We start from the raw sequence: 6087 nt of genomic DNA, 5'->3' as shown, positions 1-6087 counted from the left end.
CAGATCCTTTCTGTGTTCCCTGGCTTTGTGCTGCAGCAGATTCAGAACAGCATCGCCGTGCGTCAGTTGTTGCCCAAGAGCATCTCCAGCTCGGAACTCAACTGGACCTATCTCGGCTATGCAGATGACAGTCCCGAGCAGCGCAAGGTCAGACTCAAACAGGCCAACCTCATCGGCCCGGCCGGATTCATTTCCATGGAAGACGGAGCTGTCGGTGGATTCGTTCAGCGCGGCATCGCAGGTGCGGCCGACCTTGACGCGGTCATCGAGATGGGCGGAGACCACGAAGGCTCTAGCGAGGGCCGCGCCACGGAAACCTCGGTTCGCGGCTTTTGGAAGGCCTACCGCAAGCATATGGGACAGGAGATGCAAGCATGATCAATGAAATTCAAATCGCGGCCTTCAATGCCGCTTACGCGAAGACCATAGACAGTGACGCCATGGAGCAATGGCCAACCTTCTTCACGAAGGATTGCCACTATCGCGTCACCAATGTCGACAATCATGCTGAAGGGCTTGCTGCCGGCATTGTCTGGGCGGATTCACAGGACATGCTCACCGACCGAATTTCTGCGCTGCGCGAAGCCAATATCTACGAGCGCCATCGCTATCGCCATATTCTGGGACTGCCTTCGATCCAGTCAGGCGATGCAACACAGGCCAGTGCTTCCACGCCGTTCATGGTGCTGCGCATCATGCATACCGGGGAAACTGAGGTCTTTGCCAGCGGTGAGTACCTCGACAAATTCACCACGATCGATGGCAAGTTACGTCTGCAAGAACGCATCGCAGTTTGCGACAGCACGGTGACGGACACGCTGATGGCATTGCCGCTATGACAATAGTGCACCGTAGATTGGCTTTGGCCATCGGCGACCCCCACGGTATTGGCCCTGAAATCGCACTGAAAGCTCTTCAGCAGTTGTCTGCCACCGAAAGATCCCTGATCAAGGTCTATGGACCGTGGAGCGCTCTTGAACAAGCAGCGCAGATCTGCCAAATGGAGCCCCTTCTTCAAGACCTCATTCATGAGGAAGCCGGCTCGCTGGCACAACCAGTGCAATGGGGAGAGATCACCCCGCAGGCAGGCCTATCCACGGTGCAATCTGCAACAGCAGCCATCCGGGCGTGCGAAAACGGCGAAGTCGATGCCGTCATTGCTTGCCCCCACCATGAAACGGCCATTCACCGCGCAGGCATAGCGTTCAGCGGCTACCCATCTTTGCTCGCCAATGTTCTTGGCATGAACGAAGACCAGGTATTCCTGATGCTAGTGGGTGCTGGCCTGCGCATAGTGCATGTCACTTTGCATGAAAGCGTGCGCAGCGCATTGGAGCGGCTCTCGCCTCAGTTGGTGGTCAACGCGGTGCAGGCTGCCGTGCAGACATGCACCTTACTCGGAGTGCCTAAACCAAAAGTCGCTGTATTCGGGATCAACCCTCATGCATCTGAAGGACAGTTGTTCGGCCTGGAGGACTCCCAGATCACCGTTCCCGCTGTCGAGACACTGCGCAAGCGCGGCCTAGCAGTAGACGGCCCCATGGGAGCTGACATGGTTCTGGCACAGCGCAAGCACGACCTGTATGTAGCCATGCTGCACGATCAGGGCCATATCCCCATCAAGCTGCTGGCACCTAACGGAGCCAGCGCACTCTCCATCGGTGGCAGGGTGGTGCTTTCCAGTGTGGGCCATGGCAGCGCCATGGACATTGCAGGCCGTGGCGTGGCTGACTCCACGGCCCTCCTGCGCACGATCGCCCTGCTCGGAGCCCAACAGGTCTGAGGCCCTTCCATGAATTATCAAATCCATATCCACGACTCTGATATCGCGTTCCCCTGCGCGCCCGGGCAATCCGTGCTGGATGCCGCCCTGCAGGCCGGCATCGAACTACCTTATTCCTGCCGCAAAGGTAGCTGTGGCAATTGTGCGAGTACCCTGCTCGATGGAAATATTACTTCCTTCAATGGCATGGCCGTGCGCAGCGAACTCTGCACCTCGGAGCAGGTATTGCTGTGCGGCTGCACCGCCGCCAGCAATATCCGTATTCAGCCGAGCTCCTTTCGCCGCCTCGACCCGGAAGCCCGCAAACGTTTTACGGCCAAGGTGTACAGCAATACACTGGCGGCACCCGATGTCTCGCTGCTGCGCCTACGCCTGCCTGCGGGCAAGCGCGCCAAATTTGAAGCCGGCCAATACCTGCTGATTCACCTCGACGGCGGGGAAAGCCGCAGCTACTCTATGGCCAATCCCCCCCATGAGAGCGATGGCATCACATTGCATGTCAGGCATGTACCGGGTGGTCGCTTCAGCGCTATCGTTCAGCAGTTGAAGTCTGGTGACACATTGGATATCGAACTGCCATTCGGCAGCATCGCACTGAAGCCTGATGACACAAGGCCCCTGATTTGCGTTGCAGGTGGCACGGGATTTGCGCCCATTAAATCCGTTCTTGATGACTTAGCCAAACGCAAGGTTCAGCGCGACATCACGCTGATTTGGGGTGCTCGCAACCCCTCGGGCCTATATCTTCCTAGCGCCATCGACAAGTGGCGCAAAGCCTGGCCACAGTTTCGCTACATTGCAGCCATCACCGACCTAGGCGATGTGCCTGCGGATGCTCACCCAGGTCGGGTGGATGACGCGCTACGCATACACTTTGGCAACCTGCACGATCATGTTGTGCACTGCTGTGGCTCACCGGCCCTTGTTCAATCCGTGCGCACAGCTGCCTCCAATATGGGCCTGCTAGCACAGGACTTTCATGCAGATGTGTTCGCAACAGGTCCGACTGGCAACTGCTAGGGGTTGCATCCCAGGCAGTAGCACTGTCCAGCAGAGTACCTAGAGTTGATATCCCGTCGCACTAGTACCCTGGGTGATGGTCGCCATGAACCTAGTCTACACAGCTTGCGCCTATCCATTCGGCAAGCTGTCGGACCAAATGAGTGATCTTGCCCCCGTAGTTCCGGACACCGTCCAGTCGCTAAGTTAGCCCTGATGGGCGGGGTGATTCTGCCGTCGTCGGAACTCCCTGGGCGACATCATCTTCAAACTCGAATGCAGGTGGATTTCGTTGAAGTGCTCGAACGCACCCGGCAATTGCGCCAACACGGTCGGCGCATCGCGCAGGTCCATACGGCTCATGTAGTCGCGCTTGAAGGTGTTCACGAAGCTCTCGGCCATGCCGTTGCTTTGCGGGCTGCACACGGGCGTGTTGATCGGCTTCAGGCCCAGCGATCTAGCAATGCCACGCGTCTCGTGCGCGATGTAGGCGCTGCCGTTGTCGGTGAGGAACTCCAATTCACGCTCCAGGGGCACGGCTTCAACCGTGCCAAAGCGCCGCTCCACGGCTTCCACCAGCATGTCGCGCACAGGCTCTCCCGCAAGCCCCTTGCCCTCCCAAGCCCGCCAGGCCAGGATCTCCCGGTCGCAGCAGTCCTTGGCGAAGGTGGCTGTGACCGTCTCGCCCGAATCGCACTTGATCTCAAAGCCGTCAGAGCACCAGCGCATGTTGCTCATCGGCACACTGACCTGGCCATCGTGAACACGGCTCGAATGCCGTCGCTTGGGCGCCTTGGGCAACAGCAGTCGATGCTGCGCCATAACCCGGTAGATGCGCTTGTGGTTCAGCGCCTGTTGACCTTGCGAACGTCGCTCTCGATTGAGCAGCGCACCGGCGCGACGATAGCCATAGCTGGGCAACTCGGTGCGCATTCCACTGATGGCGGACAGTGATTCCATTCCCATCGCGGACAGCGTTCCAGGCGATGGCGGACACGTTGCGCGGGTGTCCTGAGTGACGCTCAAATCGTAGCCGAAGTGTCCGCCATCAGCGTGGAATGGCGGTCGGCGCGGCCGGCTCAGACGGCCTTGGTGAGCTTGCGCATCGACTCGCCCTTGAGGGCTATCTTGTGCGAGCCGTGCACGATGCGGTCCAGGATGGCGTCGGCCAGCGTGGGCTCGTCCAGCCAGGCGTGCCAGGCCGTCACCGGCAACTGGCTGGTGATGAGCGTCGAGCGCGTGCCCACCCGGTCGTCCAGCAATTCCAGCAGGTCGTTTCGCTCGTGCGCGGCAATCGGCGCGATGCCGAAGTCGTCCAGGATGAGCAGGTCCAGCCGCGCCAGTTGCGCCAGCCGTTTGCCCAGGCTGCCATCGCCGTGGGCCACGTGCAGCTCCTGCAGCAGCCGTGGCGCGCGGGTGTAGAGCACCGAGAAGCCCAGGCGCGCGGCCTGCTGCCCCAGTGCGCAGGCGAGCCACGTCTTGCCGCACCCGGTGGCGCCGGTGAGCAGCACGTTGTGGCCATGGCGCAGCCAGTCCCCGCCGGCCAGGCTGGTGATGACCTCTCGGCTCAGGCCCCGGCTGGCGCGCCAGTCGATGTCCTCCAGGCAGGCACTGGAGACCTTCAGGCGGGCCGCCTTCAACAGGCGCTCCAGGCGCTTGCTGTCACGCCAGTCCACCTCGCGCTGCACCAGCAGCGCCAGGCGTTGTTCAAAGGGCAGCTCGCTGGCCGTGATGTGGGTGGCCGCGTCGCTGAGGGCGGCCACCATGCCGTCCAGGCGCAGGGCGCGCAGTTGGTTCAAGGTCTGTTCGTTGAGCATGGTTCTTCCTTGTTAGGTTTGCTTGCACGTTGGAGTTCAGTGGTAGTAGCCCGGCCCGCGCACGTTCTCGTGCAGCGGCAGGCTCGCCTGTGCGGCCATCGGCGCATCCAGCGGCCGCTGGTCCAGGCCGCAGCCCAGGATGGAGGCGATGCTCTTGTAGGACGGTGAGCGAATCGACTGCGCCCGCGCACAGGCGGCCTCCAGCCGGTCAGCCCCGTACTCACGGCCCAGGCGCATGAGGCCCAGACAGGAGCGGTAACCCTGCTCGGGATGCTGGCGGTGCTCCATCTGCCAGCGCACCACGGCGGCGGTGGCCGCGCCCACGCGCTCACCCCAGGCGATGAGCTTGGCCGGCGTCCACTGCAGGTGCGCCCGGTGCGAGGCCGGCATGTGCTCGGGCGTGGTGGTGTGTGCACCCCGTCGGGGATTGAGGGCGTGGGCGGCCACGCGTTTGCTGCCGTGCAGGACTTCGAGCGTGCCGGCCGTGATGCGCAACTCCACCGGCTCACCCACCAGGGCGTGGGGCACCGAGTAGTAGTGGCCATCGAGCTCAACGTGGTAATCGATGTTGACGCGGGCGGGTTTGAAGCGCGCGATGGGCATGCGCACCGGCGGCAGGGGGCGCAGGGCTGGCCGGTCGAGTTCGGCGAAGGCGCTAGTGCGGTTGCCCGGCAGCTTCTTGAACGCGCGCTGGTTCAAGTCCACCAGCAAGGCGGCAATCGCCCGGTTGAGCTCGGCCAGGCTGAAGAAGGTCTGGTGGCGCAGCCTGGCCAGAATCCAGCGCTCGACCACCTGCACAGCGACCTCCACCTTGGGTTTGTCGCGTGGCTTGGCCGGGCGCGCGGGCATCACGGCCAGGCTGTAGTGCGCACAGAGCTCTTCGAGCAGGCGGTGCGCGGTGGGCTCGTAACGGTCGGGTCGGGCCATGAGGGCGCGCGGCTGGTCAGGCACCAGCAGGCGGGGCACGCCGCCGATGAACTCCAGCGCGCTAATGATGCTGGCCACCCAGTCGGTGGCCTTCTGGCTGGCGGTGGCGCAGGCGTAGGTGTAGTTCGATGCGCCCAGCACGGCCACGAAGACCTGGGCCTGGCGTATCTCGCCAGTGTCAGCATCCACCACGGGAACGGTCTGGCCGGCGTAGTCCACAAAGAGCTTGTCACCGCCCGTGTGGGTCTGGCGCATGGAGCGCTGCAGGCGCCGGGCCCAGGCCTTGTACTTCTCGCAGAAGGCGCTGTACTTGTACGCCTGCCCGCTGTGCTGTTGCTGGTATTCCTCCCAAAGCAACTGCAGCGTCACGCCAGGTCGGCGCAGTTCGCGGTGGATGTGGGCGTGGTCGGGTTCAAGGTGCCGGGACTCGCGCGCCACGGGTGGCTTGTAGAGCCGGGCCTGGAGTTCGTCGTCGTTCAGGCTCTGGGCCAGTGCCCAGTCCACGCCGGCCACGCGCGCGTAGCTGGCTATCTCGCTGACAGTGGATTTGGAGATGCCGAG

Annotated in this window: 5 protein-coding genes and 2 pseudogenes; 4 read left to right on the top strand and 3 right to left on the bottom strand. The window is 62.4% G+C overall.

Annotated features, from left to right (window positions below; all coding sequences use genetic code 11):
- The 4 genes and pseudogenes from BV908_RS21635 to BV908_RS21620 all read left to right on the top strand — a co-directional run.
- A pseudogene (locus tag BV908_RS21635) lies at window positions 1–378 on the top strand (SRPBCC family protein); the annotation flags it as partial.
- A complete protein-coding gene (locus tag BV908_RS21630; protein ID WP_034369201.1) occupies window positions 375–839 on the top strand; it encodes a nuclear transport factor 2 family protein in 465 nt (154 codons plus the stop codon). The pseudogene BV908_RS21635 and the gene BV908_RS21630, both read left to right, overlap by 4 nt.
- Complete coding sequence (locus BV908_RS21625; RefSeq protein ID WP_034382993.1) at window positions 836–1783, top strand: 4-hydroxythreonine-4-phosphate dehydrogenase PdxA; 948 nt, start codon at window positions 836–838, stop codon at window positions 1781–1783. Before BV908_RS21630 ends, BV908_RS21625 begins: the two co-directional genes overlap by 4 nt.
- Window positions 1784–1792: 9 nt before the next feature.
- Window positions 1793–2803 (top strand): FAD-binding oxidoreductase, encoded by a 1011-nt coding sequence (locus tag BV908_RS21620; RefSeq protein ID WP_103739179.1) that lies wholly within the window; start codon window positions 1793–1795, stop codon window positions 2801–2803.
- A 186-nt stretch (window positions 2804–2989) separates the two neighbouring features.
- On the opposite strand, the pseudogene BV908_RS21615 reads toward BV908_RS21620, so the two are convergent.
- From BV908_RS21615 to istA, 3 genes and pseudogenes are all read right to left on the bottom strand, one after another.
- A pseudogene (locus BV908_RS21615) lies at window positions 2990–3706 on the bottom strand (IS3 family transposase); the annotation flags it as partial.
- Between the two features lie 155 nt (window positions 3707–3861).
- Window positions 3862–4599, bottom strand: a complete 738-nt coding sequence (gene istB, locus BV908_RS21610) for an IS21-like element helper ATPase IstB (protein ID WP_011805003.1) — start codon at window positions 4597–4599, stop codon at window positions 3862–3864.
- A gap of 36 nt (window positions 4600–4635) precedes the next feature.
- Window positions 4636–6087 (bottom strand): IS21 family transposase (gene istA / locus BV908_RS21605; RefSeq protein WP_103737366.1); only part of this gene is annotated, 1452 nt, incomplete at its 5' end.

The sequence above is a fragment of the Diaphorobacter sp. LR2014-1 genome, from assembly GCF_002916785.1.
In the GTDB taxonomy this organism is placed as follows: domain Bacteria; phylum Pseudomonadota; class Gammaproteobacteria; order Burkholderiales; family Burkholderiaceae_C; genus Diaphorobacter; species Diaphorobacter nitroreducens.
This window is presented reverse-complemented; position numbering and strand designations above follow the sequence as displayed.